Origin of the sequence: Fictibacillus enclensis, assembly GCF_030123385.1 — a bacterium.
Classification (GTDB): domain Bacteria; phylum Bacillota; class Bacilli; order Bacillales; family Fictibacillaceae; genus Fictibacillus_C; species Fictibacillus_C enclensis.
On sequence record NZ_CP126109.1, the window covers coordinates 2,610,968 to 2,636,706 of the forward strand.

The 25,739-nt window shown below is 45.8% G+C and carries 25 protein-coding genes; 5 read left to right on the plus strand and 20 right to left on the minus strand.

The features are described from left to right. Positions 1 to 44: 44 nt before the first annotated feature. From QNH15_RS13695 to QNH15_RS13750, 12 genes are all read right to left on the minus strand, one after another. Positions 45 to 923 (minus strand): aldo/keto reductase, encoded by an 879-nt coding sequence (locus QNH15_RS13695; protein WP_283888953.1) that lies wholly within the window; start codon positions 921 to 923, stop codon positions 45 to 47. A gap of 173 nt (positions 924 to 1,096) precedes the next feature. Further along, positions 1,097 to 1,969: a YitT family protein gene (locus QNH15_RS13700; RefSeq protein ID WP_283888955.1), complete on the minus strand. Its 873-nt coding sequence runs from the start codon at positions 1,967 to 1,969 to the stop codon at positions 1,097 to 1,099. 102 nt (positions 1,970 to 2,071) lie between these two features. Next, entirely contained in the window at positions 2,072 to 2,608 is a 537-nt protein-coding gene (locus QNH15_RS13705) for an RDD family protein (RefSeq protein WP_283888956.1), read from the minus strand. A gap of 123 nt (positions 2,609 to 2,731) precedes the next feature. Beyond that, entirely contained in the window at positions 2,732 to 4,102 is a 1,371-nt protein-coding gene (locus QNH15_RS13710; RefSeq protein ID WP_283888957.1) for a M28 family peptidase, read from the minus strand. 97 nt (positions 4,103 to 4,199) lie between these two features. Continuing rightward, entirely contained in the window at positions 4,200 to 5,408 is a 1,209-nt protein-coding gene (locus QNH15_RS13715; RefSeq protein ID WP_283888959.1) for a sensor histidine kinase, read from the minus strand. 39 nt (positions 5,409 to 5,447) lie between these two features. After that, positions 5,448 to 6,218: a response regulator transcription factor gene (locus QNH15_RS13720; RefSeq protein WP_283888961.1), complete on the minus strand. Its 771-nt coding sequence runs from the start codon at positions 6,216 to 6,218 to the stop codon at positions 5,448 to 5,450. A gap of 127 nt (positions 6,219 to 6,345) precedes the next feature. Next, positions 6,346 to 6,759 carry a GlcG/HbpS family heme-binding protein gene (locus tag QNH15_RS13725; RefSeq protein WP_338082307.1) on the minus strand — a complete coding sequence of 138 codons (414 nt, stop codon included), beginning with the start codon at positions 6,757 to 6,759 and terminating at the stop codon, positions 6,346 to 6,348. A 21-nt stretch (positions 6,760 to 6,780) separates the two neighbouring features. After that, entirely contained in the window at positions 6,781 to 7,080 is a 300-nt protein-coding gene (locus tag QNH15_RS13730) for a glycerol dehydratase reactivase beta/small subunit family protein (protein WP_283888962.1), read from the minus strand. Beyond that, positions 7,070 to 8,905, minus strand: a complete 1,836-nt coding sequence (locus tag QNH15_RS13735) for a diol dehydratase reactivase subunit alpha (RefSeq protein ID WP_283888963.1) — start codon at positions 8,903 to 8,905, stop codon at positions 7,070 to 7,072. The genes QNH15_RS13730 and QNH15_RS13735 overlap by 11 nt, the downstream gene beginning before the upstream one ends. Positions 8,906 to 8,907: 2 nt before the next feature. Beyond that, positions 8,908 to 9,330, minus strand: coding sequence for a diol dehydratase small subunit (locus QNH15_RS13740; protein ID WP_283888965.1), 423 nt, complete (start codon positions 9,328 to 9,330; stop codon positions 8,908 to 8,910). Further along, complete coding sequence (locus tag QNH15_RS13745) at positions 9,330 to 9,914, minus strand: propanediol/glycerol family dehydratase medium subunit (protein WP_283888966.1); 585 nt, start codon at positions 9,912 to 9,914, stop codon at positions 9,330 to 9,332. Before QNH15_RS13745 ends, QNH15_RS13740 begins: the two co-directional genes overlap by 1 nt. 12 nt (positions 9,915 to 9,926) lie before the next feature. Next, on the minus strand, positions 9,927 to 11,609 hold the full coding sequence (locus tag QNH15_RS13750) for a propanediol/glycerol family dehydratase large subunit (RefSeq protein WP_283888968.1): 1,683 nt from the start codon (positions 11,607 to 11,609) through the stop codon (positions 9,927 to 9,929). 250 nt (positions 11,610 to 11,859) lie between these two features. Between QNH15_RS13750 and QNH15_RS13755 the strand changes: the two genes are divergently transcribed. Genes QNH15_RS13755 through QNH15_RS13765 form a run of 3 tightly spaced genes read left to right on the plus strand, consistent with a single transcriptional unit; the run spans position 11,860 to position 15,903 of the window. Then, positions 11,860 to 12,318, plus strand: coding sequence for a MarR family winged helix-turn-helix transcriptional regulator (locus tag QNH15_RS13755; protein WP_283888970.1), 459 nt, complete (start codon positions 11,860 to 11,862; stop codon positions 12,316 to 12,318). Between the two features lie 16 nt (positions 12,319 to 12,334). Continuing rightward, on the plus strand, positions 12,335 to 14,059 hold the full coding sequence (locus tag QNH15_RS13760) for an ABC transporter ATP-binding protein (RefSeq protein WP_283888972.1): 1,725 nt from the start codon (positions 12,335 to 12,337) through the stop codon (positions 14,057 to 14,059). Beyond that, a complete protein-coding gene (locus QNH15_RS13765) occupies positions 14,056 to 15,903 on the plus strand; it encodes an ABC transporter ATP-binding protein (RefSeq protein WP_283888973.1) in 1,848 nt (615 codons plus the stop codon). The genes QNH15_RS13760 and QNH15_RS13765 overlap by 4 nt, the downstream gene beginning before the upstream one ends. A gap of 66 nt (positions 15,904 to 15,969) precedes the next feature. On the opposite strand, the gene QNH15_RS13770 is transcribed toward QNH15_RS13765, so the two are convergent. After that, positions 15,970 to 16,293, minus strand: a complete 324-nt coding sequence (locus QNH15_RS13770) for a winged helix-turn-helix transcriptional regulator (RefSeq protein WP_283888974.1) — start codon at positions 16,291 to 16,293, stop codon at positions 15,970 to 15,972. A gap of 132 nt (positions 16,294 to 16,425) precedes the next feature. On the opposite strand from QNH15_RS13770, the gene QNH15_RS13775 reads away from it, so the two are divergent. Together QNH15_RS13775 and QNH15_RS13780 are read left to right on the plus strand one after the other, a co-directional pair. Further along, positions 16,426 to 16,962 carry a GNAT family N-acetyltransferase gene (locus QNH15_RS13775; protein WP_283888976.1) on the plus strand — a complete coding sequence of 179 codons (537 nt, stop codon included), beginning with the start codon at positions 16,426 to 16,428 and terminating at the stop codon, positions 16,960 to 16,962. Between the two features lie 84 nt (positions 16,963 to 17,046). Beyond that, positions 17,047 to 17,547 (plus strand): FUSC family protein, encoded by a 501-nt coding sequence (locus QNH15_RS13780; protein ID WP_283888978.1) that lies wholly within the window; start codon positions 17,047 to 17,049, stop codon positions 17,545 to 17,547. Between the two features lie 26 nt (positions 17,548 to 17,573). Here QNH15_RS13780 and QNH15_RS13785 read toward each other — a convergent pair whose 3' ends face one another. The 7 genes from QNH15_RS13785 to QNH15_RS13815 all read right to left on the minus strand — a co-directional run bounded on the left by QNH15_RS13785 (position 17,574) and on the right by QNH15_RS13815 (position 25,492). After that, positions 17,574 to 18,743, minus strand: a complete 1,170-nt coding sequence (locus QNH15_RS13785; protein ID WP_283888979.1) for a prolyl oligopeptidase family serine peptidase — start codon at positions 18,741 to 18,743, stop codon at positions 17,574 to 17,576. Between the two features lie 146 nt (positions 18,744 to 18,889). Continuing rightward, positions 18,890 to 20,140, minus strand: coding sequence for a M20 family metallo-hydrolase (locus tag QNH15_RS13790; RefSeq protein WP_283888981.1), 1,251 nt, complete (start codon positions 20,138 to 20,140; stop codon positions 18,890 to 18,892). Between the two features lie 63 nt (positions 20,141 to 20,203). Next, on the minus strand, positions 20,204 to 20,434 hold the full coding sequence (locus QNH15_RS13795) for a hypothetical protein (RefSeq protein WP_283888982.1): 231 nt from the start codon (positions 20,432 to 20,434) through the stop codon (positions 20,204 to 20,206). Between the two features lie 37 nt (positions 20,435 to 20,471). Next, a complete protein-coding gene (gene hydA, locus QNH15_RS13800; protein ID WP_283888984.1) occupies positions 20,472 to 21,890 on the minus strand; it encodes a dihydropyrimidinase in 1,419 nt (472 codons plus the stop codon). Between the two features lie 15 nt (positions 21,891 to 21,905). Continuing rightward, a complete protein-coding gene (gene preA, locus QNH15_RS13805) occupies positions 21,906 to 23,174 on the minus strand; it encodes an NAD-dependent dihydropyrimidine dehydrogenase subunit PreA (RefSeq protein ID WP_283888985.1) in 1,269 nt (422 codons plus the stop codon). Positions 23,175 to 23,199: 25 nt separating this feature from the next. Next, a complete protein-coding gene (locus QNH15_RS13810) occupies positions 23,200 to 24,573 on the minus strand; it encodes an NAD(P)-dependent oxidoreductase (protein ID WP_283888986.1) in 1,374 nt (457 codons plus the stop codon). 28 nt (positions 24,574 to 24,601) lie between these two features. Beyond that, positions 24,602 to 25,492, minus strand: a complete 891-nt coding sequence (locus tag QNH15_RS13815) for a nitrilase-related carbon-nitrogen hydrolase (RefSeq protein ID WP_129475358.1) — start codon at positions 25,490 to 25,492, stop codon at positions 24,602 to 24,604. Positions 25,493 to 25,739 lie beyond the last annotated feature (247 nt).

A 25,739-nucleotide genomic window follows, 5' to 3' on the forward strand; every position in this document is an offset into this window, starting at 1 on the left:
CTCTGATAGTTTCATTAGTTTTACTAGTGTCTGTTAAATCAGTACTAAGCAATAGAAGTAGGTGAACCAAATATTGTGGTGTACCCACTGATTGAGCTTAAGATCCGTTCCGCCTCTTCGTTATTCATCGAACCATAGCGCTCAACCGCATCGACAATTTTAGGGAACAAGTGAATATCTCCCGCACTGGCAAAACCAGCGATACCTGGGAAGGAAAGAACAAAGTGAACACAGGCATCGATTACTTCTTGTTGGTCGAAAGGCTCGTACCATGTGGCATAATTCCGCTCTTGTCCTTCTTCCCATGGTGCCTTTGCAATGGCCTTAATCACTCTAACTGCCACGTTTTGGCTGTTCGCTTCGGCCATTAGTGCATCAAACGCTGCCCGGTAATCAACCAGCGAGTACATATAATAATTAAGCGGAAGCAATACGGTGTCGAATGAAAAGCGCTTTAAAGCTTCCAAGTGGGTAACAGGAGCCTGATGTCCATGGCCAGTTATACCAATCGCTTTAATGATCCCTTCTTCTTTTGCTTCAATGGCCGCCTCCAGCGCGCCTCCTTTTGCTGTACATTTATCCAGCTCCTCGATCGTCCCTACGGCATGCAACTGAAGTAAATCCACTGAATCCACCCGCATCCGTTCCAACGAACGATAGATTTCTTCCTTCGCTTTTTCTTTCGTCCGTTGTCCCGTTTTCGTTGCTAAAAAGATATCGTTGCGGACTTCGCTGATGATCGGTCCCAACCTCACCTCTGCATCCCCATAATCGGCGGCAGTATCAAAGTGATTCACTCCATGGTTCAGCGCATACGATATCGACTGATCCGCTTCTTCCTGCGTTACACTTCCCAAACTTGCTGCTCCAAACATGACCACTGAACCTTCAAAACCCAAACGGCCAATTTTGCGTTTTAACATTGTAAAACCCTCCCTATTTGTGAGCTTCCCTGGATAAAAAACACATTCTATGGAGAAATGTAACCAAGCAAAATAAAAAAATCAAATATTTAGACTTTTCAAAACTATAAACTTAAACAAATTGAAAAAAGCCTGCAGACATGAAACTTGTCTGCAGGCTTTTTCCCGGATCGCTAATGAATATTATTCTTTCTGAAGTTTCCGCCTTTAACTTCGGCTACGTCATATACCGTAACAAAAGCACCTTCATCTATCTCGTTGATGATTTCTTTAATTTTGCTTTCCTCCAGACGGTTGATGACGCACGTAATTTCTTTAAATTTTTCATTTGTGTAGCCGCCATATACTTCATTATACGTAGCACTTCGACCTAAGCGGTCCCGAATGGTTTCTACCATTAATTCAGGTTCAGTGGTAATAATTTTAAACATTTTAGAGCCGCTTAATCCTTCTTCAACAATATGTATCACTTTCGAAGCAATGAAATAGGCAATCGCAGACAGGATGCCCCCCTGAAGACCAAATACGAAGGAAACAAATATAAAAACAAACAAATTCAGGAACAGGATAAAATCACTTGTACCGAATGGTAATTTTCTTGCGAGTAATACGGCAAGCATATCGATTCCATCCAAGGCACCACCGTTACGCAAAGCCAAACCCATTCCTAGTCCAAGAATGATTCCCCCGACAACCGTTATCAGCAAGGTGTCTCCTTCAATAATTGCCGGCATATGATGCATGAGGCTTGTTCCGAGTGCAAGCGAAGCAATGCCAATGACGGAAAAAATCGCGAAGCTTCTGCCAATTTGTTGATACCCTAACCAGATAAAAGGAATATTGATAATGGCAATCAGGATCCCCAGAGGCAGATCAAATAACTCTGAACCAACGATGCTAAGCCCTGTCACTCCCCCGTCTGAAACGCTGTTGGGAATTAAAACGGTTTCCAGTCCATATGCCGCAATAAATCCTCCAATAATGATTGCCAAGCCTCGTAAAGTTAGCCATAGTGCTTTGTTTTTTCGTTTTCTAATCGTTCGCATATCAATCCTCTTTCATTCTTTATCTGATTTAAGTGTAACATAAAGTGGTCTTTTATTACTTTTCCCAAGGATGGAATGAAAGAGTCAAATGAGGAACGAATGTTACTCCTTGTACCTCACTTCAGTACCCGCCAGGCAGTCATAAAGGGTCCGTTTCTTTTTATTGAGGAAAGGACTGATCGAGTATACAAACATAAGGACATAATCCGTTATTAGCAAAAAAGAAATGAACACTTCGGAGTATTTGGAAGGCAAAATCATGTGCCAAATCGTAAAATGGGCAAGCTCCCACGGGGCAAATTTTAAAGCGGTGCGGAAAACTGATCGTCCAAGTCCAGCCAGTTGACCTTTCCTGTCCGTGACTATGATTCCCATTTTTCGTTTTCCCCATGTCGCATGAAATTGAAAACCTTCACTTAAAGCAAAATAAAGAGACACAGGGAGCGTAATTAGTAAAAATCCAGTAATTTCAGCAGACGAAGGACTTTCCCCGAACAAGGGCAAAAGCAAGGGGTGAGCAATAAAAGAAAAACCAAACACCACCAAGAGATATGCCAAAATAAAAACATAATCCCATAAAAAAGCTTTTAAACGCAAGCCAAAGGAAACGTACTTCTGCATCTCAGTTCGATCCGTCATATTATGCCCCCTTATCCCAAACGAAACACGGTGGTTAATTTCACATTATTTGTTAATACAGGATTTTATTTCTGATCTCACAAGAAAAAGACAGCTGTGATAAGCTGTCCTTTTCTTTGTTCCTCAATCCACCGGACGGTTTTCAAAAGGATATTCGACCGGATTCTGGTTATAGTTTGGTCCTGGGCGGACGATCTGGAACGTTGATGCTGCAACGATTTCCGCTGTTTGCTTCAGTTTTTCCTTATCGATCTTGTCCAGCGTATCTTCAGGGGTGTGGTACCATGGCTCCACGGGACTATGTATGAACAAAGCTGCTGGAATACCGAGTTCATGGAACGGCTGATGATCACTTCTTCCCAGTTTGCCGTATGGAATGGTTTCATACAATTGTGAGCTTGCGGTTGTGCCAAGATCGGTCACAAGGTTTTTGTTTCCGTCAATGGTATACATAATCAAGCCGCCGAGCGGATGGTCAGCCCCGGCATCCCTTCCTCCGATCATATCCATTTGGAAATGGGCGACAATCCGGCTCGCATCACTCGGTGTGAGACTTTGTGCATAATGATAGGATCCAAGAAGACCTTTTTCCTCACCGCCAAATGTTACAAACCGGATTTCCGTATCGGTAGGAATTTTGGCATACAGTTTAGCCAGTTCCAGCACACCAGAAACACCAGAGGCATCATCATTCGCTCCCGGTCCGCCATGAACAGAGTCATGGTGCGCACCAATTAAAATGGTCTTCCCGGTATCCATGCTCTTCATCGCTTTTTTGGAGGAAATAACATTATAAGAGGTTTTTTCTTTTAATCCTGCGCCAGTCACCTTGACATTTGCAGTGATTGTTTCAGACTTTAAACGCTCCACGAGCTCCAGCCCTTTTGCACGGGTAATGCCGACTGCCGGAATGTTCTGGCCGCTGGCCACCTGTCCAAATTCATTCGAAGAACCGGTATTGTTGAACATGATGACCCCAATTGCTCCCCGGTCCATCACATTTTTCACCTTGTCCACAAACGTCAGATCCCCGCGTTCTACAAGGGCAATCTTACCTTTTACATCACCGATTTCAGAAGGATTCGCCTTACCAACGTAAACCAGCTGGGCGGTTACATTCCCATTGACTGTTCCGGTAAACGCGTGAGGAATCTCACCCATGTCACTCCCGTTGATTGCAGCGGATACCGAATCCACTTCAAACGCGCTGAACGTGTAGGGTTGAATTTTTGTTTCATAACCGAGAGCTTTAAATTGTTTGCTTATATACTGCACCGCTCTCCATTCTCCCTGTGTGCCCGCTTCACGCGGCTGTTCAGATAAAAACGCAATCGTGTTGTACATCCGGTCCGCACTAATGGGTAATCCTGAATCTTTCTTCGCTTCGGTGGAAACTGCAATGGTGTTTGGTGATATTTTGGCGTGGACTGCGGATGTGCCCATAGAAAAGGCCAGACCTGCAGCAAGTAATGAAACCACACTTTTTCGATACATGAATTCTCTCCTTTTGGTTAAATTTAACTACTATTCTAGTATTTAGTAATACTGTCGTTTTGTAAATCAAAAGCCTGTACTAAATTTCTACAAATCTCTACACTGACAGCGGAAGTTCTATATTCACTTTTGTTCCTCCATGTTCTCGTTTTCTAATATCCGCTATGCCCCATTGCATGCCAAAACCGTGCTTTAATCGCTTGTCAACATTCGCCAAACCGATTCCTGTCGTCTGCCTCTGTTTTTCGGAAGGAAGTGACCGGGTCTGATCCTCAATGCCAATACCATCATCCAAAATTTCTATGATAACTTTATTGTCAGTTTGATAGGCATGCAGTGAAATTTGTATCGGTTCGCCTGATGGCTCAAAACCATGCACAATGGAATTTTCAATGATGGGCTGGATGGTGAAAATCGGGACTTGCATGGTCAACAAGGACTTATCCACTTCCAGCTGAAAATCAATTTTATGGCGGTAACGTGTTTGCTGGATTAATAGATAGTTTCTGACATGCTCGATTTCTTCTTGAAAGGTGACGTATTGTTCGGTATTTTTCAGGCTGTAACGAAGGATTTTAGCCAACAGGTAGGTGACTTCCTGAGTTTGCTCGGCTTGCTCCATATAAGCGATGCGGGAGATCGTATTGAGTGTATTGAATAGAAAATGGGGGTTAATCTGTGATTGAAGAAATTTAAGTTCTGTTTCTTTCAGATCGCGTTCCAGCTGAGTTCTGCGCTGAAGCTCCTTAACCAATTTGTCGCTTTTACGGGACAGCTCTTTTTTCGTCAAATAGGCATCACAGATTTTTACGATATGATTGGCAGTAACAAAGAGTAATTCGGCGATCGCTTCAATTTCGCTTTTCTTCTTGAACAGCAGTTGATTGTAATGCATCCCTAGCTCCTCTGTGTTCAGGTCCAATTGATCCTTGTCCATTCTCATATCGGAAATGGTGTTCAATTCTGTTTCTGTCATTAAGACCTGACCGCAAAGAATGGCGCCCATGTACCTTCCCCGCAGCACGATAGGCGCCGCAAAATCTACCAATCCGGAATGACAGCGATGAAGAACAGGGCGCTGGCAGTGGGCAGCCATTCTTCCAACATTTTCGTCTGAAAGCATGCAGCGGCGGAAGCCTTCGGGAGAAGAGCGGACATATCTACAAAAGCTTGTGAAGTTACTTGCTTCGGTAATGGGCACACCTGTATCGTCACAAATCAAAACCGCGACACTGGTCGCATCCGCAAACTTGTTTTGGATTTCCTGCAATATACTGACATCCACCAAATCAAGCAGCTTTTTCACTTCTGTCACTCCTTGTTATTGAAATGTTCAGTCTCTTTTTTACATGATTTTATCATAAGGAAACCGATTTCGTTTTTCCTTGCGTAAGCTTTCATGATAGGTACGGTATTTTTTTGGCGGCACACCCTCAAGCTTGCTGAACACCCTGGAAAAATAATTGATGTCAGTAAAGCCGCATTGCTGGCTGATTTCTGTGATAGAGGAATGGGACTGGATTAACAGCTCTCTTGATTTTTCAATCCGTTTTTGCGTAATGTATTCAGTGACCGTTTTTCCGGTTTCTTGTTTAAACAGCCGGCTTAAATATTGAGGATGGAGAAAAACATGGTCAGCAAGCTGCTTTAAAGAAAGTTTTTCGTCCAAATTCATCCGGATATACTCTGTCACCGACTGTATGGCATCACTCGCGTCTTCTTTATATACCATGCTTACAGCATGAAGGCCCATCTGTTCGGTTATTTCGGATAATGAAGTCAGAATTTCTTTTGGACTTACAGGCTTTAACAGGAAATCCTCGACCCCTATTTTTACCGTTTTGACGGCGTAATCAAAATCGTTATATGCCGTCAGTATGATAATTTTCACTTGTGGGTACTGATCCTTCATTTCTGCAGCAGCATGGATGCCATCCATCACAGGCATTTTTAAATCCATAATGACGATATCTGCTTGCTCATTCCTCATCTGATCTAAAGCAGCCCGTCCATTTTCTGCTTCAAAACACCGGTCAAACTCGAGAGAGCTTTTGGAAACAATATCAAGCAATACCTCCCGTTCCAACGGCTCATCGTCAACGACCATGATATTCATTGAGTCACCGCCTTTTAAAGGTTTTCTTTTTTTTAGTATCTATGAAAGCGGATACAATTACAAGATAAAGGGTACAGCACAAAAAGACCAATCCAGCTTCCGAATTGGTCTCTTGTCAACTTTCTTATCACGCCATAACCAATGCATCAGCGACAGCTTCGGCCACTTCAATGTCCTGGCTTACCGACCCGCCGGAAACACCAACCGCGCCGATAATTTCATTCCCGGACACTAAAGGAATTCCTCCACCAAAAATGATGACCCGTCCACTGTTTGAGGTGTTTATTCCAAAAAGCTCCCCGCCGTTTGCACATGTTTCAGCGAGTGCCGCAGTAGGCTGTTTAAAAGCGACAGAGGTCCATGCCTTATTTAATGAAAGATCCACACTTACTAGAAGCGCATCATCCATGCGGTGGGTGGCGATGAGATTTCCGCCGCCGTCCACAACGGTAATCACCATGGGTACACCAAGTTCCTGCGCTTTTCCTTCACCTTGTTCAATCATGGATTTGACTGTCGATAAAGTAAGTTTTTCCATCATATCCTCCTTATTCTCTTAACGTTATTCAAGACAAAGTGGAAGGCCTTTAACCAATCTGGCCGCATTTTTCCCTCCCCACCGCTCCTGACCCTCAGTACCGTTCAGATAACTTTGACCATCGGGAAGTTTTTCATGAAAAACCATGAACTGGTTTCCTTTTACCAGAATAGAAATAGGCAGGGAGGATGAAAGTTTTTCAGATTCTGCTGAAATTCGGTATGGAACACCTTCTTCTTCCAAACCCGCGCATAATTCTTTTAACAAGATGGAAGGAGAAACGTTTTGACGAACGATAGGGACAAACACCTCTTTAAGATCCATTAGCCACCCCTTCGGTTACAGACAAAATAAGTCCTGTGGCAACAGCATTTCTTGGCCCTTCTGTTCCTCTGGTATTCGCAAAGCCCGCAACAATAGAAAATCTGGACAGCTCTTCGGTGATCATTTGCGGGATTTCAAAATCAAGTGCAGACCCGCCAAGCATTACAACAAACGAAAGATGACGGAGATTTTGGGTAGGCGACACTTTTTCCAGGGCTCTCAAGGCGTTAGTTACAAAAACCTTTCGTTTGGCTTCCCGGCGTACATGGCGGATTTTCTCAAGACTGTCCCGTATGGGCAATGGCGTTAGTCCGCTATCCTCACGTATAACGACTTTGCCAAACGTCTCAGGAGCATACGGTGTTTCCGTAAAGGAAATGGTCCCATCCTCAAGCTGCATATGAAAAAGGCTGATCACTTTTCCCAAAGGATACTTCTTTATTTTTTCAGCCAGATCAGCGTCTTCCAGCGCCAATTCTGACTTAATGACTAGCGTGACCATGTCACCCGCCCCTGCAAGGTGTGTTGTCGTTATTTGTCCTTTATGGTCAATGGAGGCAGCATCTGTTGAACCTCCACCCATATCAAGGATGACCAGAGGCTGTTCTGTTCCCGGTGTTGTCAATGCTCCGCGCATCGCCATTTCCGCTTCAATTCCTCCGACCTCCACCTCAACGTCCAATCGCTGTTGAAGCAAATCAGCTACTTTATGAACAGAGAGTTTTTCTGTTTTTACCATGGAAGCCAGGGCAACGCCTTGTTCCATGGCAATTTCTCCAGCCATCGCACCGCTAATGGAAGTCGGTATGCCTGCATCCACCGCCAGCATGTCTGAAATATGAATGTCATTGGCATCCTGACCCGTCAAATTTGCCAGGTCCTGTCTGAGACCGTTCAGCATTCCGCCAACGTTCGTACCCATTTCACCCTGAACATCGACCAGATCCCCAATGTTCTCATAGGCTTTCATAATCCTCTCCGCTCCATCGTTGATCGGAACAGAAACTGAATCCTTGTCTCCTACTAATGTAATGTTGCCTGCTTCTATTTTTCGTTCCACAATTTCGCCCTGAGGTGTCCGGATCACAACCGCGGAACGGATGCCGACCAGAGATTTGGCCACTGGTGCAATCTGCCGTGTTTCTTCCGGGCTCAAACCGAATACGGTCGCAAGTCCATAGGGGTTGGAAAGCATTCGGATCACATGCCCAGAGAGCGCCACCTCTACTGCAGCCAGCTTGTGAAGCGGAACTTTTTCAATGAAGTCCACTTCATCCACAATAGGGATTTTCTCCTGCAGCCGGTTATGAACCAGTACGCCATCATCCTTTTGGATGATGGCTCCTTTCACGGAGATTCCGTCCTTTATACATCGGTTGATCATATAGGCCACCCATTCATAATCAAAGGATTGGGGAACGACCACAATAAAATCTTTATCTCTTCTTTGATCCGGCAGCTCATCAATCATGACGGTTTCTCCCACACCGAGCCCTCCGCCACCCGGTGTATCGGGATTATGGCCGATCATGGATGATTCAGTAATAATGGTTTCACTGATCAGATCCATCGCAAGGTCTCCAATTACAGGCACTGCATCATTCAACCGGATTCGTGATAAATCCGAAACTTTGATACCTGCTTTTTCCGCGGCTTTTTCCAGACAGGCGACAATCCCATGGATATTCTCAGCCGTCCCTTTTACACCAGTTGTAGGAACAAGGTGCTGAGACAGAAACAGAGGATCTCTATCGCCCACCTCCGCAATGGCAATCTCGGTCGTGGAGTTTCCAATGTCAATTCCGGCAAGAATATCTTTTGCCATCGTTACTCCCCTTCTTGCCGCAGAATGCCCCGTCTTTCGTAAACTTCTGCAGCTTCCCGTACGAGCTTTGCATTTTCTGCTGCCTGGTACTCGTTTTCAAGCTCATCGGCAATTTGCAACAGCTCTCCTTTTGTGGAACGGTTAGGTCGTAATGCATTATAAATTTCCAGTATGCGCTGGTCCGATAAGTTGATGAGTTCAGCAGCGCGCCGGAAATTTTGCCCCAGCTGATCGCGGTGAAGACTTTCGGCGATCTCAGCATGCATGGAAAGTGTTTCGGGGCTGATCCGCATGTCCTTGCTCGTAATCTCACCGTTTATCGCCGCTTCGAGTGTGAGATCCTCCAATTTTTTTTGCGTTGGAGTGTAGATTAACTCTGACCGCTTTTGTCCTAAAGGATAATCTGCTTTTGTTAAACCTGCCATCAGTTTGCCTCCTCCTTGATTGAAAAGTTCCATTCGACTTCGACCGGCTTTTTGTTTTTAATCACCTGCTCAGCTTCCCGTAAATGAAGCAGGGCAGCAATCGCCTGATATCTGGGACGTGCCATTTGATCATTGACCGAAGGGACAGGGTCGACACTTTCACCGAGCGCATAAAGCGCGGCATTTTTTCCAATAGCGCGGTAGGTTTCCAGCGTAATCGACGGGGATTGCGGAAAGAGCTCCAGGTTGCTCAGGGGATCCAGGTCTTTTTGATGAATAACGGTCGTGCCTCTGGATTGCAGGCCGATTCCGATGCCTGAACCGCTGAGCTTTGCTGCCTGGTGGCCCATGAACGCCAAATCTGCTGTATGGTAACTCCGAATAATGCGGGGAAGCGCTCCTTGCTCTTCAATGCCTGAAACGATTTCTCTGAGCACCTTGCTGTGATCGACTTTCACAATCGTTTTATTGAGTTCTTTTCCAAAAGCAGGAGAAATCGCAATAACCACTTCGTTGGCATTTGTTCCTTTTTGTGCCGTTTCTCCGTCATTCAGATTCATGAGTATTTCAAACGTGCAAATCATGAGCTTCCCTCCTTAATAATCGCTGGGACTGATCGCCTGGCGGATATTTTTGATTTCTTCCCATCGCTCCGCGCCCAATCGGTAGCCTGTTCCCGGTCCTTTGTAATCGTTTTCATCATTAACCGCACTCAACACTACATTTTGCGCATTTATAATCGCGGAAGTATGCAAATAATCACCTGCTACTTTATGCTTCAGCATATTGAAGATCCGTTCCGCCGTTTGCTGGTAGCCTCTTTTGGCAAGGATGAGGGCTACCTGAAATCCAGTAATCTCTTCCGTTAAGATCCGCTCTGCCGCCTTCAAATCTTCCACTACATTGCGTTTTGGCATATCCGCACTGCTGTTGGCATAGGTTGCCGCTTCGACTTCTTCATCCGTGATCCTCGGAAAACCCAACTCTTCAAAGATCGCCTGCATGGATTTCGCTGCCTGATAGCGGACATTGATAACGTCCGTTTCCTCTACCGGTTTCAGTCCGCCGTCAACCATCATGTCCCGCTGAATGATAAGATAGTCGTCAATATCCGATGAGTCCATATTGGAGCCGGCAAACATATCATCACTATTGGGTACTGCGCTAAAGCCGGAGAAAATAAAATCGGTGCCTGGCAGCATTTGACAGAGCATTTTGGCGCTTCGCCTGATTTCCGAATGGGAGAATGTCTGGTCATTTCCCGAGGCGACTTCAAGATCGAACATAGTTGTGGCCAGGTTTTCCGCCAGGACCGCCCGCAACCCGCTCGGCACAGCCGCAGGAATACCGATACAGCTGATGGACCCGTTTTGCAGCCCCTGAACGCCGGCGCCCTTTGCCATCATGACACAACGGACTTCAAGGTAAAGCATGGACTTCCCTTCCGCCCCTGCCATTTGCACTTCTGAACCAGTTCCGGACGTAAAGCGCATTTTTGCGCCTCTTGAAGCATAGGCCGATGCCAAAAAGGACTTGGACCACGGCGTGTCATCTCCATCCATAAAGACAGATTCCGTTCCGTAAATGGAAATGGTTTCGGCATAGGTGGTAAGCCCCAGCATGGCCAGCCGCAATTCCGTTGCTTCCTCAAGCGCATCCTGTGTCAAGACTCCGCCTCTTGCGGTCTGTGAACCTACGAGCAAGGCTAGTGCATTAAAAGGAGCGTACCGAACAATGCCGACCGTGGTCTCCTGTTCATCAAACCCGAGAATTCCAGCTTCTGCCGCATCGGCAGCCATCAGGATCGGATTGTCACGAACATTGGTTACGTGGCATTGGTTAGCCGGGGTTTTTCTTGCTCTCATTTTCTGCAGGGCCATCATCATTTCAACGACATTCAGCTTGTTCAGCACTTCCACCACTTTAGCCGGTGTCATTCCCTTAACGATCGAAATCATTTCAGAACGGGAAACATGAATGTCCACCAGTTTTCTGGCAATCTCGATACTTTCCATTTTCATAACTTCCCCTGCTGCCGACACGTCGATCGTGTAGTCCGCAATGAACTGATCCAGCATATCAAAGTCTTTTCGCTCTTTGCCGTCCATTTCGGTAATCTTGCCGTTTTCTATTGTTAACGACGGGTCTGGATCATGAGGACTGGACATGGCAACAAATCCCTGGTCCGGCCATTCCTTTACAAAGCCGTCTTTGTTAACCGGCCGCTCTTCAAGCACTTTAAACCGCTTGGAACGCTTTTCTGTCATCGTTCGATTCATGCCAACAACTCCTTCAAAAGTTCAAATTTTCTGTATCTTTATTCTACAGCGGTAAAAAAATGCAGTCTTTGAAAAAAAGCTACTTTCTTTTGGATTTATAAAACCTTCTGTCTTAATTTTAGGAGAATCGTAACCTTGCCTATTGTTACTTCAGCCTATTGACTGTGCAAGACGTTGGAGGTAACGTATAATAGTTCATAGATGAATTGTTCTAAAATGAACAGTTAATAAACAGAAGGAAGGGTCGTTCATGGAATTTGAAACACTGCACACCACCCCGTCGGTTCAGCTTCTCCGCTCTTTTTGGAATGTGCAAAAAAATGTCATGCGGATTGTCCAGCGGACAGCAGCTGATAACGGCTTGTCCGTGCCGCAATATACCATTTTGACCGCCATGATTCATCATAAGGAACTAACTCAGAAGAATCTTGGAGAAAAGACCTTTTTTCCAAAAAGTACACTTAGTCAGTCGGTGGATGCTTTGGTTCGGGAAGACTTGCTCCATCGGCAGCCGGTCGAAGATAACCGACGGGAAATTCAGCTTTCCATTACCGAAAAAGGAAAGAAACTATTAAAAACCATTCATGAGCAAAAAGACGGCATCCACCAGGCTATCGGGGAGGCAGTTCAAGGTCTGGAAGATGACCAGTTTCATAACCTTCTAAAAACACACCTGCATATTGCTCAGCATCTTGAAGAAAAAGAGTAAAGGAGGAAAATGCCCAATGATAAAAATACTAAAAAACTTAGCGCCCTATAAGTGGATGGTCGCCTCGGTGTTTGGATTGATTTTCATCCAATCCATGTCAGACCTGTTCCTGCCCACTCTTATGTCAGACATTATCGACAAAGGCGTTGTTCCCGGTAAGTTATCCTACATCTGGGAAGTCGGAGGCTGGATGCTCCTTGTCTCAGCGGTTGGTGCCCTGGCTTCGGTTACTGCAAGCTATTTTTCTTCCAAAGCAGCCATTGGCCTCGGGCGTGACATTCGACTGAAGGTGTTTGAACACGTGGAACGTTTCTCATTGCATGAATTTGATCAGGTGGGAACCGCTTCCCTCATTACGAGAACGACGAACGATATTACCCAGGTGCAGCAAGTGGTTATCATGATGCTTCGTATGGTGATCAGCGCCCCCATCATGCTGGTTGGGGGCATCATCATGGCTGTCTCAAAAGATGCCAAGTTGTCTTTGGTCATTGTGGTGACTCTTCCCGTGCTGGTCGCCTCCATCCTGCTGATTTTATACAAAGCAGTTCCGCTTTTTAAAACAGTGCAGAAGCGGCTGGACCGTCTGAATCTGGTCCTTCGGGAAAATTTAACGGGCATTCGGGTGATTCGGGCGTTTAATCGTGAATTCGAGGAAAAGAAACGTCTTCAGCACGCGAATAAAGACCTCAGGGATGTCTCGATCCGTGTAAACCGGATTATGGCCTTTATGATGCCAGTCATGATGCTGGTTATGAATTTGACCATCGTCGGCATCATTTGGTTCGGAGGCATGCGAATAGACAACGGCACCATGCAGATTGGTGACTTAATGGCTTTCACACAGTATGCCATGCAAATCATGTTTGCCCTCGTCATGTCATCGATGATGTTTGTCATGGTTCCGCGCGCAGCCGTTTCGGCCGGCCGGATCAATGAAGTGCTGAACATTCAGCCGGCAATTGAGGATAAGGGTGCAGAACGGGCAGACGCTGAGCCGGGAACTCTTGAATTTGATCGGGTTACCTTTAGCTATCCAGGTGCCGAGGAACCCGCTCTCTCCTCCATCAGTTTTAAGGCACAGGCCGGAGAGATTACAGCCATCATCGGCGGAACCGGATCCGGGAAATCCACTCTGCTTCAATTGATCCCGCGCTTTTATGAGTGTTCAGAAGGAACCATCCGATTGAACGGTGTGAACATTGAAAATGCCACGCAAGACGAAATCCGGTCGAAGATTGGATTTGTTCCGCAAAAAGCAGTCCTTTTTACTGGAACGATTGCTGAAAACATCCGCTATGGAAAACCCGAAGCTTCTCATGGAGAAATCCGGCATGCTGCGGAAATCGCTCAGGCTGAAGATTTTATCCTCAAGATGAAAGACGGCTTTGAGTCCAGACTGGAACAAGGTGGCTCCAACCTGTCGGGAGGACAAAAACAAAGACTTTCCATCGCACGGGCAATCGTTCGAAAACCGGACATTTACTTATTTGACGACAGCTTCTCAGCACTCGATTTCAAGACAGACGCCAGGTTAAGGGCTGCGCTTAAAGAAGAAACCAGAAACGCCACCGTCTTGCTTGTGGCACAGCGCGTCAGTACCGTAATGGATGCCGACCAGATCATTGTTCTTGAAAAAGGAAAAATAGCTGGTATGGGAACACACGAGGAACTTCTGGAAACCAATCAGGTTTACAGGGAAATCGCCCTGTCCCAGCTCACAGAGGAGGAAATTGCATGAGCAGGCCACAAGGCGGCAGAATGGGCCACGGCCCTGGCGGAGGCAGCATGTTAATGATGGGCCAGAAGGCAAAAAACTTCAAAGGAACACTCCTCCGCCTTTTATCCTATTTAAAACCGCGAAAACGAAAACTGGTCGCAGTCTTTATCGCAGCAATTATCAGTACAGTTTTTATGATTATTGGACCGAAGATTACGGGTAAAGCCATTACGGTATTGTTTGAAGGAGCCTACGGAAAATATAAAGGCATACCCGGCGCTGCCATTGACTTTGAAAAAATCAGACAGCTGCTTCTCATCCTTGCAGGACTCTATGTGCTCAGCAGCCTTTTTAATTTTCTTCAGCAGTATTTAATGTCGACCGTGGCTCAGGACACCGTGTTTGACCTCAGGCGGGATGTTAATCAGAAACTAGAAAAGCTGCCTCTCAAATACTTCGATGGACGGCCAAACGGAGAAACACTGAGCCGGATGACCAATGATATTGATTTGATCGGAAGCACGCTTCAGCAAAGTTTGACACAGTTCATTACTTCCATCGTGACTATCCTCGGAATTATTATCATGATGCTTTCGATCAGTCCCCTGCTCACACTGATTTCCATTGTAAGTCTCGGGCTGTCCATGTTTGTTATCCGTCCTATTCTGAAACGGTCTCAGAAACATTTTGCAGACCAGCAAAAGACGTTGGGCCAATTGAACGGCCATATTGAAGAAATGTATACAGGGCATCAGGTGGTGAAAGCGTTCGGTCATGAAAAAGCGGCCATCTCGCAATTCAAAGGGATCAATGAAGAACTGTACCGTGCCGGAAGCAAAGCACAATTTATTTCCGGAATCATCATGCCCATGATGTTCTTCATCGGGAATCTAAGCTATGTACTCATCAGTGTGATCGGCGGGATCCTGGTCACCAAACGCGCGATCTCCATTGGTGACATACAAGCCTTTATTACGTATTCCAAACAATTCACACAGCCTGTGACCCAGACCGCCAACATCGCCAATATCATTCAATCGACGGTGGCTGCTGCTGAGCGGGTCTTTGAACTGCTGGATGAAGAAGAGGAACAAAAAGAACAGACAGATACGGTTTTGAACCGAACGGAAGGTGCTGTCCGTTTTGAACATGTGGACTTTGGTTATGGAGAATCATTGCTGATTGAGGATATGAACATCGAGGTAGCTCCCGGCCAGACAGTGGCAATTGTCGGACCAACAGGTGCAGGCAAAACGACCCTCATCAACCTCTTGATGCGATTTTATGAGCTGAATGGCGGAAAGATCGAAATTGATGGAACAGATACGAGGAAGATGCCACGATCTGAACTCCGGCGCAAGTTTGGCATGGTTCTTCAGGACACCTGGCTTTTTCATGGAACGATTAAAGAAAATATTGCTTTTGGGAAAACGGGAGCAACCGATGAAGAAATTATCATTGCCGCCCGGACGGCGCATGCAGACCATTTCATCCGCACTCTACCTGAGGGATATGAGACCGTGTTGAATGAAGAAGCGTCCAATATCTCGCAAGGTCAAAAACAGCTCTTAACCATTGCCCGAGCTGTTCTGGCGGACCCGCCCATCATGATTCTTGACGAAGCGACTTCCAACGTGGATACAAGGACAGAAATTTATATTCAGAAGGCCATGAACCATTTGATGAAAGGGCGCACCAGCTTTGTGATTGCCCATCGCCTCTCAACCATTAAGGATGCGGACCTGATTCTCGTCATGGACCAGGGTAAAGTGATCGAACAAGGAACACACGATACGCTGCTAGCAGCAGATGGTTTCTATGCCGATCTGTACAACAGCCAGTTTTCGGAAAAAGAAGCCGGATAAACAAGAAGACTCCCTTGCTGGACGCAAGGGAGTCTTTATCTTTGTCCCAAATTTTTTTCAAAACGCCTATTTATTTTGCATGGCTTTTCCCCACTTCGCCAATGATTCAAGAGATGGAATCAAAGCTTCTCCATCCTTTGTCAGTGAGTACTCGACTCTCGGTGGAATTTCCATATATTGCTTGCGAAGAATCAACCCCTGGTTCTCCATTTCTTTTAATGACTGAGATAACACCATATTGGTTATGCCATCTATTCTTCGTTTGAGTTCGTTGTAGCGCAAGGTTTTTCCGTTCCATAACGCCCATATGATCGGAAGCCGCCACTTGCTGCCAATTAAAGTCAGGGCGAACGTTAACGGGCAATCTTCTTTTCTTTTATACTGTTCCACGAAGCACTATACCACCCTTTACTCAGTTTTTACTGACTTACTCATAAAATACTGCATACTTGTTTTCCATACTGGCTGTATTATGATTATATCGTAGCTTTTTTAATTTGAGAAAATGAAAGGGTGAAAGATATGAAGTTAACCTATGAGATTTTGCCGGCTGATCAGGCTGTACAATGCAAAGAGCTGTGCAATGAACTGATGATCTACCAAAAGTCAAAGGCCGTAATCAAGCCGGAACTCTTTAACACCATGAATTTTGAAACAAGGATGCTCCCATCCATCGAGTCGGCTCTTCATAATTACCTCGTCGCCGTGAAGGATGGAGATGAGATGATTGGCTATGTTTATACCAATGTTTCTCCCAAGACCGCGTATTCCAATGACTTTGCCACGTTCTTTGATTTGAATTCTGTTTCGGGCGATCAAGTCGGCTGTCTTTCCCAATTTTATATAAAAGACGGCTACCGCCAATATGGGATCGGCTCGAAGTTATTTGAAATGTCTATGGAATGGCTCCGGCAATTTCACGAGGTTGAAGATTTGTTCATCTATGTTTCAAATGGAAACAAAAACGCGCTTGAATTTTATCAGCGCAAAGGTTTTGTCGTGACTCATGATATATTGGGCGGCTTTATTACTGTGTTGCGAAACAGGAAATGTCGATAAAACCCCGCTGTTCGCTCTTTTCAAAAAGTACATATCTTCTTAATTGAAGAAAATACTAATAAGAAGTCAAAACGAAGCGGGGTTATGATGAACAGCAATATTAATGAAAATGAATCTGAAAATCTCTCCATTCTCGTTTGGAAGCTGGCGCTTGGGTCCGCTGTTTCCTGGGAAATCTCAAAGTATTTAGGCTCCAGTCACCCCTACCTGGCTCCACTTTCTGTTATCCTGACCATCCAATCCACCGTTGATCAAACCGTTTCAATTTCTGTAAAACGGGTGATTGGTACACTGATTGGAATTTCAGTAACGGTCCTGATTGCAAAATTTTTCAAGGTCGAGGGTTGGAATCTTGGACTTTTAATACTGATTGGATGCTACATCGCAAAATATTTTCACTTTAGCAAAAAAGTGATTCACCAGGTTGCCCTTACCATACTTTTTGTTTTTGTCTTTGAGCATCAGACCAGGCACTACGCCTTAGACCGGCTTAGGGATACTATCATTGGTGTATTGGTTGCGGGTGTGATTCAGATTGTGTGGTTCCGTTTATTCTCAAAAGAAAAGAGCTCCATTTCAAATTGAAATGGAGCTCTTTTTCATATTGTAAATTATCTTGACTGGGATGCCATCCATTCGATAATCGTCGTTCTCTTTCCGTTAATATGAAGCTCCGGCACATTGTTATATACATAGATCCAAGACCAGTGTCCGTTGTACTGATACGGCGTTCCGTCACTGTTTTTATATAAGCCAGTCAGATCGTGAACATCGTCAAACAGCGATAAATGAACATTATCTGCTCCAGCCCCCATTAACCGGTTATAGGTAGGAACCGTGTTAATCGCCACAGGCAGGGTTGTGTCATTTTTGGCTGCAACAAACCAGGTTGGTGTTTGTTTGATGCTCTGTATGTCATCATCCGAAATCAATGAATCATTCAATCCTTCACATACCGGATAGGCTGCGGCAAAATAGCCGGGATAATCCCTGATCATAAGCATGGTCATGTACCCGCCGTTGGAAGCTCCTCCGATATAAATCCGGTTCGCATCAATATCAGGGTGTTTGGAAACATAACTGTCGATCAGGGCTTTTAAGGACTTTTCATACACTGATGTTCCATCTGCTCCCCCTGAAAAACCTTCCATCCACCGGGTAGGAGCCTGCGGAACAAGAACATAAGCACCGTCAAAAACGCTTTGGGTCTGTTCAGTCGCAAAACTTACGGCTTTGTTGGCTGCGAGCGGAATGGTTGGATCGGTTCCACCTTCCCCCCCTCCGTGAAGCCATATAATTAACGGCTTTTTGTTTTTATCTTTTTTAGGGGTAAAATCGGCATAAGTTAACGTTTTGTTTTGGTAAGAGAATTCCCCTTTCGAAAAGTCATCGATGATTTCCCTGGTTCCTCCGGCAAATCGTTTGGCCACCAGACCGGATATTTTTCCGGAATTTGCTGGGATGTCTTTGACCTGAAGGATGGTGTAGGCATTATCAATCCAGACATTTAGACCATTATAATAATTGAGCGGAGAGCCTAAAGAAACATTCGGTCCTATTTTCATCTCAAGCACGGCATACTTGCCCTTGGAGACCGGCGTGCCTTTTTTACTGGACACATAAGCGTTCGTCACGGTCCGGTAGGACGTAATCTTTTTCGATTCATTTTCTTTTGCAAATGCGCTCGTGCCAATAGAAATGGCCATAACGGTTGCAGCTGCGAGAACAAAACAGAAACGAAGCGTCTTTTTCACATTCAGCCTCAGTTCCTCCTTTATCAATATGTAAGCCCTTACATAAAAGGTAACATGATACGGTTTCTTTTCAACGCTCGTTTCTAGCATTTATTTATGATTTTCTATACTTTTTTACTGTATCTGACTAACGCAAAAAAGGGCCCTGTTGTAGCAGGGGCCCATCCTATTGATTAAATGACCATCATTTTGTTCATTGTCCGATAAAGCAGTTCAGCACCAAGCGCCAAATCCTCCGGAGAGGAATACTCTGCCGGATTATGGCTGATCCCATCTTTGCAGCGGACAAAAATCATTCCATAGTCACATGCATAGGAAAGCATCAGTGCATCATGAAACGGGCCACTCATCAATTCTGGCAATTCAAGTCCCATTTTCTTGCTTTCACTGTGCATGGTTTCTTTAATCCATTCCGCACAATATCTGGGTTCGCTGTTGGTGTCTTCTTGTATGTCATAAGATAAATGGTATTTATCACAGATGTCGTTGATCTCCTGCCTTAGCTGTTTTTCATAGGCGTCCCTGCGATTTTGGTCAATATCCCGCAGATCAATGGTAAAGGTCACTTCCTCTGCGATAATATTTCTTGAATTCGGAAACACCTGTACATGCCCTACAGTTCCTACGGTGGGTGCTTTCTCATCCTGCCGGACAATGCGATTGAGAGCAAGGGAGATTTCCGACATGCCGAGGATGGCATCCTGGCGCATAGCCATGGGAACGGAACCTGCATGACCGGCAAAGCCTTTTAGTTTCACTGTCCACCAAAGCGGACCTGAAATACCGGAAACGACACCAAGCGGCAAGTTCCCTCTATCCAAAACAGGACCCTGTTCAATGTGCAGTTCCAAAAAAGCATGGATGCTGCCAGGTTTATATTGCGATTCCTGAAATTTTTTTGGGTCACAGCCAAATTCACGGAGTGCTTGTTCTCTTGTTACGCCATCCTGGTCTTTACGCTCCAGGTCAGCTTCTTCCAGCTTGCCAAGAATCCCCCTGGAGCCGAACAGCCCACGGTTAAAACGCCAGCCCTCTTCATCACAAAAAGATACCACTTCAATGGGGCGTTCCGGCGTGATGCCCTGTTCATTGAGCGTAGAGACAGCTTCTATAGCAGAAAGGACGCCTGCCGGACCGTCATACCTTCCTCCGTAGGGCTGTGAATCCAAATGAGAACCCATCATGAGAACTGGTGCATCAGGGTTTTTCCCTTCCATTCTCCCTATGAGGTTTCCAAAGTGGTCAATCCTGACTTTTAATCCAGCCTCTTTCATCCAGGAGCCAACCCGTTCGAACGCTTCCTTTTCAACAATAGAAAGAGCGGGACGGCATACGCCAGTATCTCCTATTCTCCCTATTTTGGAAAGCTCATCGAGACGGCCATTCAACCGCTCACTATTAATCTTTAGTTCTTGAACCTGCATCAGTACTCCTCCTTCTATGTATAAAAAGGCTGTTGACTATTGCCCAACAACCTTCTTACTCTATTATTCTGCCATCGTAAGATTCTTTTGCAATGAAACCATAACAGAAGAAAAATATTTTCTCGCATCGGCTGTTTCAATCAGCAATACCTCTTGATTCCGTTGATTCGCTGATTCAAAAACAACCGTGGCTCCATCCAGATTTTCTGTAACTTTTGTTATCTTAAAGCCCTGGTTCAGCAGGAGATCAATTTTTGCCTTCTCTTCAAAATATTCCTGTGACGCAGTCATCATACACCAGCCTCCCTTGACTCTTAAAATACGAACCGATTCAGGATTTAGAAAGAGCTGCCATTTGTTTGTTCTCTGCGGCATTGAACCGTTTTCTCTTCACATACTGCCCTTTTCCGAGTTCGCCGACAAACTGTTTATCCTTGATGACAAACTCACCGCGAGACAGAACGGAAACCGGCTCTCCTGTCACCTTCATGCCTTCAAAGGCATTATAATCTACAGCCATATGGTGGGTTTGTACGGAGATGGTTCGTTCCACTGCCGGATCAAAAATGACGATGTCCGCATCACTGCCAACAGCAATGGTTCCTTTTTCCGGAAAGAGACCGAACAATTTCGCAGAACGAGTAGAAATAATATCTACAAATTGATTAAGGGTAATTCGACCCTTTTTGACGCCTTCTGAAAAAAGAACCGTAAAGCGGTCTTCAATAAACGGACCGCCGTTTGGAATCTTCGTAAAATCACCTTTGCCAAGATCTTTTTGTCCTTTAAAATCAAACGAGCATTGATCCGAACCCAGTGCCTGCAGCTGGCCGTTCTTTAAAGCATTCCACAAATGCTCCTGATGCTGCTTTTCACGCAACGGCGGTGACCAGACATATTTGGCGCCTTCAAAATTGGGCCGTTCCATATCACTTTGCTCCAATACAAGGTATTGCGGACAGGTTTCGCCATACACGTTATAGCCTTTGCTTCGTGCTTCCGCTATTTTTTCCACGGCTTCGCGGCAGGTGACGTGAACCACATACAATTGAGAATCGGCAAGTCCTGCCATTAAGCAGGCACGACCAGTTGCTTCGCCTTCGAGCTCCGGCGGACGCGTCAAAGCATGATAGATTGGGTCGGTCTTTCCTTCATCAAGCGCCTTTTTTGTCAGAAAATCGATCACATCTCCATTTTCAGCATGAACCATTACAAGAGCTCCTTGCTCTTTGGCCATAACCAGTGTTTTATAGAGAGTCTCGTCATCTGCCTGAAGCACATTTTTATAGGCCATAAAGACTTTAAAGGATGTGATTCCTTCCTCTTCGATTACTTGGGGAATTTCCTGCAGCACCTCTTCATTGATTTCTCCAATCATTAGATGGAATGAATAATCAATGACCGCTTTATCTTTCGATTTCTTATGCCACGTTTCAATCGAATTTTTCAATGGTACTCCTTTGTCCGTTAAACAAAAGTCAATAACTGTTGTTGTTCCGCCAAAAGCTGCAGCAATGGTTCCCGTTTCAAAATCATCGCGGCTTACGGTTCCTCCAAAAGGCATCTCAAGATGGGTGTGGGGATCTACTCCGCCGGGAAATAAGTAACATCCTTCGGCATCAATCACCTCGAGTCCATCAGATGGAAAGTCCCGCCCAATGGCGGCAACCTTTCCGTCTTCGACCAGCACATCGGCAACATACGTATCAGATGCGGTAACAATGGTTCCGTTTTTTATGATCTTTTTCATCGGCTTGTTCCTCCCTTAATTTCCTTTAAAACCCGCCAGTACCGTTTGGCGTTCATTCCAAGTCATGGGCGGCTGTTCATGCGGCAGTTCCACCATGTCGATGGCGCCGTCTTCCGGACAGACGATAGAGCAAAGATTGCATCCGACACAATCGTCTTCCCTCACCTGTAAGTAACGGTTGCCGTCCGGATCGGTCAGCATGTCAATGCACTGATGTGAGGTATCTTCACAAGCAATATGGCATTTGTTGCAGTTGATGCATATATCCTGGTTGATGCGGGCGACAATCCGGTAATTCAGATCAAGGTTGCCCCAATCGGAATAGCGTTCCACCGACTTGCCGATCAGATCCTGAACAGATGGAAGGCCCTTTTCATCCAGATAGTTGTTCAAACCGTCGATCATATCTTCTACAATGCTGAATCCATGGTGCATGGCTGCGGTACATACTTGTACACCGCTTGCGCCCATAAGCATAAATTCAACGGCATCCTTCCAGCTGGATATACCGCCAATGCCTGAAATAGGCACATTGATCAACGGGTTTCTCGCACATTCTGCCACCATGTTTAACGCGATCGGCTTAACAGCCGGACCACAATAGCCTCCGTGGGCGCCTTTTCCGGCCACATGAGGAATGGTATTCCATGTATCAATATCCACGCCGGCCAGGCTGTTGATCGTATTGATCATGCTGATCGCGTCCGCGCCTCCCTGAACAGCAGCCCGCGCAGTTACGGTAATATCGGTAATATTTGGAGTCAGCTTTACAATAACGGGTGTCCGTGCCGCTTCCTTTGCCCACATGGTCTGGGCTTCCACAAGGTCCGGCTGCTGCCCGGAAGCAGCGCCCATTCCACGTTCCGCCATGCCATGGGGACATCCGAAGTTCAACTCAAGCCCATCCACACCCGCATCTTCCACTCGTTTGACAATTTCATGCCACTTTTCCCGCTGGGGTTCTACCATGAGCGAAGCAATAATGGCGTGGTTAGGAAACCTTTTTTTCGTTTCATAAATTTCCTTTAAATTGACTTCAAGCGGACGGTCGGTAATCAGCTCGATGTTGTTGAACCCGGCTACTTTTTTACCGTTAAAGCTGACAGCCGCAAAGCGGGCGGTTGTATTGATGATCGGTTCCCCCAGCGTCTTCCATACGGCTCCTCCCCAGCCTGCTTCAAATGCTCGCTGAACCTGATAGCCGGAATTGGTTGGCGGTGCAGAAGCGAGCCAAAAAGGGTTTGGAGACTCTATGCCTGCAAGATTGATTCGAAGATCTGCCATACTATGAACCTCCTCATTTGAATGGTTAGGCTGTTTCGATCATTGAGTTTCTTAGTTTCTGATGGACCGCATAAGCCGCTGTCTTGCCTTGCTGGGCGGCTGTCACCACCATTGCTTCTCCTTGACCGTCACCAAAAATGACATCTCCAGCTGCAAAAATCTTTTCATTGGACGTTTGATACGTTTCCAAATCCACTTTTACGACACCCCATTGATGTTGAAGGCCAAAAGCCTCCACAAGAGCCGTATGGCGGGTTTGTCCAATTGCCTTAATAACGGTATCCACTTCAAGCAGAAATTCGGAGCCCTCAACCGGCACAGGCCTTCTTCGCCCGTCCGGCCCCGGTTCGCCAAGCTCCATCCGGATGCATTCGAGTTGTTTCACAACGCCGTTTTCATCCCCGACAATGCGCACCGGGGCTGTCAGCCAGCGGAACTCCACATTATCCTGTTTGGCAAACTCGTATTCAAAATCATAAGCCGTCATTTCACCCTTTGTACGGCGGTAGAGAATTTTTACATTCTCGGCACCCAGGCGGACAGAACAGGTAGCGGCATCAATTGCCGTATTTCCCGCCCCAATAACGGCGACCCGTTTCCCGACATACTGATGAGTCAGCTCTTTTGTTTTTGTTTCTTCAACAAACTGGATGGCATCATGCACCCCATCGAGCTCTTCTCCTTCAATTTTCAGCATCGGCACTTTGGACATCCCAACCGCGAGGATAACCGCGTCATAGGCTTCCAAAATCTCGGCTGGATCAATGTCTCTTCCAACCATAGTGCTGGTCTTGATTTCAACGCCCAGTTCCTCGACCTGCTTCACTTCCCAAAGCGAAATACGCTCAGGAAGACGGAAAGACACAATGCCATAGGTATTGAGCCCGCCGGCCCGTTCCTTTGCTTCAAAAATAGTAACTTCATAACCGAAGCGCGCAAGCTCACGAGCTGCCGACAACCCAGCCGGTCCGCCTCCCACCACGGCCACTTTCAAACCGTTCTTTTGCCCCCGTTCAAACAGAGCCTGTTCATTTTTGATGGCCCAGTCGGTCGCGAAGCGCTGCAAGTCGCCGATCATGATCGGCTTGGTGGAATGATTCAGCACGCATGCCCCTTCACAAAGCTCTTCTGTCGGGCAGACCCGTGCACAGCTTGCTCCCACAGGATTGGATTCCATGATCGTGCGCGCTGAGCCTTTTAAATTGCCGGATGCAATTTTCTTAATGAAAGAAGGGATATTAATTCCCGTCGGGCACGCCTGAATACAAGGAGCATCGTAACAGTATAAACAGCGGTTTGATTCATCCCTCGCGTCCGAGGGGCTTAATCCAGACTTGACTTCATCGAAATTCCGCTGAAGATCCTCCAGCGATATAAACACCTGGCTTCCGTTATTCATCAACCTCGCCTCCCGTGATCTTTTTGATTTATGGTAAAAGCTCAGTCATTTCCTGATACGTTTCCGGACGTCTGTCTCTGAAAAACTGCCATGTATTTCTTACTTCACGGATCAATTCACGGTCCATGGTTCCTATGACCACTTCATCCTGGTCCCGGCTTCCGATCGCCACAAAACTTCCTCTTGGATCACAAAGGTAGGATTGTCCATAAAATTCTCCGAGGTTCCATGGTCCTTCCATTCCAACGCGGTTGATTGCGCCGATATAATAGCCATTAGCCACGGCATGGGCAGGCTGTTCCAGTTTCCACAGATATTCAGAGAGACCAGCGACCGTGGCCGAAGGGTTAAAAACAATTTCTGCGCCATTCAGACCAAGCAATCTGGCGCCTTCAGGGAAATGCCGGTCGTAACAGATGTAAACTCCAACCTTCGCAAAAGCGGTATCAAATACGGGATAACCGAGGTTGCCCGGCTTGAAGTAATATTTCTCCCAAAAGCCGTTTCCGCTATCACCAACATTGACTTGAGGAATATGATGCTTACGGTATTTTCCAAGATAGGAGCCATCTGCATCAATGACAGCAGCCGTATTGTAGTAAGTAGCGATGCCTTCCCGTTCATAGATCGGCAGAACGATGACAATGCCCAATTCTCTGGCTAATGCCTGAAACCGGCTGGTCGTGGGACCGTTCGGAATTTCTTCTGCAGCGTCATACCATTTGGCATTTTGTTCCGTACAAAAATAAGGACCATAGAAAATCTCCTGCAAACAGACGATCTGTGCTCCTTTTTCAGCTGCATGTCGAATCAGTTTGATATGCTTCTCAATTGCCATTTCTTTGTGAACCGCTACTGATTCACTTCCTTCTGCTTCATTGGAAGCCTGGATGAGACCAATCGTAACCAAGTTTGACATCATATCTCCCCTTTTATTTATTTAATTATTTGATAAGGCATGAAACGTTGGTGTCGGAAGGCTTGTGGTGTGGAAACGGAAAGGCGGTATGGATTCTTCAAAAATTTCTTGCTTAAACTATTCTCCAAAGATGGTATGTACTCTTTTTAAAATTCTGAATATTTTAACTATACCTGTTTTTATTCCATTTTTCATTATACAATTTGTTAAATAAATACCCCATATTCATGGACACTATGTAAAATAC